General features: G+C 61.7%; 5 protein-coding genes. All 5 read left to right on the top strand.

All coding sequences use genetic code 11. The annotated features are described in order from the left end of the window. Positions 1-165: 165 nt before the first annotated feature. Positions 166-360 carry a hypothetical protein gene (locus ACQ3HB_RS20530; RefSeq protein ID WP_430922701.1) on the top strand — a complete coding sequence of 65 codons (195 nt, stop codon included), beginning with the start codon at positions 166-168 and terminating at the stop codon, positions 358-360. Positions 361-472: 112 nt separating this feature from the next. Beyond that, complete coding sequence (locus tag ACQ3HB_RS20525; RefSeq protein ID WP_430922700.1) at positions 473-694, top strand: hypothetical protein; 222 nt, start codon at positions 473-475, stop codon at positions 692-694. Between the two features lie 462 nt (positions 695-1156). Beyond that, the gene (locus ACQ3HB_RS20520; RefSeq protein WP_430922699.1) at positions 1157-1321 is read left to right on the top strand and encodes a hypothetical protein; all 165 of its coding nucleotides are present in this window, start codon (positions 1157-1159) and stop codon (positions 1319-1321) included. Beyond that, the gene (locus ACQ3HB_RS20515) at positions 1318-1494 is read left to right on the top strand and encodes a hypothetical protein (RefSeq protein WP_430922698.1); all 177 of its coding nucleotides are present in this window, start codon (positions 1318-1320) and stop codon (positions 1492-1494) included. Before ACQ3HB_RS20520 ends, ACQ3HB_RS20515 begins: the two co-directional genes overlap by 4 nt. Beyond that, on the top strand, positions 1491-1722 hold a 232-nt coding region (locus ACQ3HB_RS20510; protein WP_430922697.1), incomplete at its 3' end, for a hypothetical protein. The genes ACQ3HB_RS20515 and ACQ3HB_RS20510, both read left to right, overlap by 4 nt.

Here is a 1722-nt window from a genome sequence, read left to right as displayed (position 1 = left end):
GCAGTACCCCTTCCTGTCTTGGAGGGAGCGTGTCAGTGGGAGAGGTCCCCATCGCTGAACGAGACAGGAGGGGGCGTCGTTCACCATCGGCAGATCGCCTTTCGGGGCGGTGCAGGGTTCGAACCCCTGGGACGACACGGCAGATAGCCACATGAAAGGAGACCCATGGACGGGTTTGTCATTTTCTTGCTCGCAGTTCTCGCGGTAGTCGTAGCCGCAGCAGTGTTCGTTCTTGCGATCGCGATGGTCGTTTGGAACGTCACCGACATCCAGAACGTCGGCATCAACTTCTGGAACACCTTCTGGCTCGGCCTCGTCGCTGTCGCGTTCTTCGGCGGCACTGCCAAGGCTGCGTCCTGATCCATCGCCCCCGAGTTCACGTTTGGGAGTCGAGCCGTTTCGAGTACGGCCGGGGGCACGCAAACAACTACACAGAAGCCGCGCGACAGTTCGCGCCGAAAGGACAGACATCATGAGCACTCCATTCACCGCTGACGACCTTCGTAGGGTCGCGAAGTCTCTCGAAGAGTGGGAGCGGCTGCTGATTAAGCGGGGCACGGGTGAGTACGCGCCCCGCGCCGAGCTGATCACGCGGATCGAAGTCACCCGTCCTGACGGCGGGGACGAAGTCATCGGTCACTTCGTCTTGGACGACGGCTGGCTCGGGTTCGCGTTCAAGGGCGGTGCCTCATGACCGCCGCGATCGTGATCCTGTCCATCCTTGTCCTCGCGCTCATCTGGTGGGGGATCCTCGCGTGGGGTGCCGCCCGTGTGCTGTACCTGGCGAACGTGGAGGAGACAGAGAGACGTCACGCAGCTGAGGACGAGTTGGCGACTGAGCGTCGGTTCTCTGTCGCGTTGGAAACGTACCTGCCGGTTCGTCCTGTTGGTGGGGACTCCGAGACTTTCGGAGGTCGATGATGCCTCGTCAGGACTGGGTCGTCCGCTCATCTGGGCGCAGGTGGAAAGTGATCAAGCTCTACCGCAATACCTGGCTTCATGGTTGGGAACCACGGCTGACGTACTCCGTCAATCTCACCCTGACGAAAGCAAGGAGAATCTCGGACGAGCTCAACCGAGACGAAGCGTTCGCTCGGCGAGTGAAGTATCTCGCCAAGCGGGCTGCCCCACGCGCCACTGATCCGGGGAGACCCTGATGGCTACGTCTGGTGAGGGTGCTGACCCGAGAGAAGAGCGCGTTCACTGCGCCTTCTGCCACTTCGATGAACTGGCGATCGTCGACTACGACCACGACGACGGCACCTGGTACTGGGAGTGCCCGGACTGCAAGGGGTCGCACCAAGGGTGGGTCGGCGAATGATCCCGTTCACGACCTGGCTGCGTGTCTTCTGCATCGTCCAGATCTTGACCTCCGGCACGATCCTCCTCTTCCAAATCCTGAACGGTTACCCGGTGAACGGGGCCGTCCTCATCCCTTTGGCCCTCCTGTTCGTCGGGTGGGCTCTCATCCACAAGAAACGAGACAGAACATGAGCGACCTCTACGAGTTCACAGGCGAAACGAAAGTCAACCTCCACGGGTACACGGTGAAACAGATCCGGGCCCTCCGAGACATCCCCCGAACCAGCGTCAAGAAGGGCGACGTCGGCGGCTGGATCGAGTCCGAGCAGTTGGCGAACGGCGACGCTCGGGTCTCCGGCGACGCTTGGGTCTCCGGCAACGCTCAGGTCTACGGCAACGCTCGGGTCTCCGGCAACGCTC

Source organism: Plantibacter lichenum (assembly GCF_050587525.1).
In the GTDB taxonomy this organism is placed as follows: Bacteria; Actinomycetota; Actinomycetes; order Actinomycetales; family Microbacteriaceae; genus Plantibacter.
The sequence above is the reverse complement of the archived record's forward strand: the minus strand, read 5'-3'. Positions and strand labels throughout refer to the sequence as shown.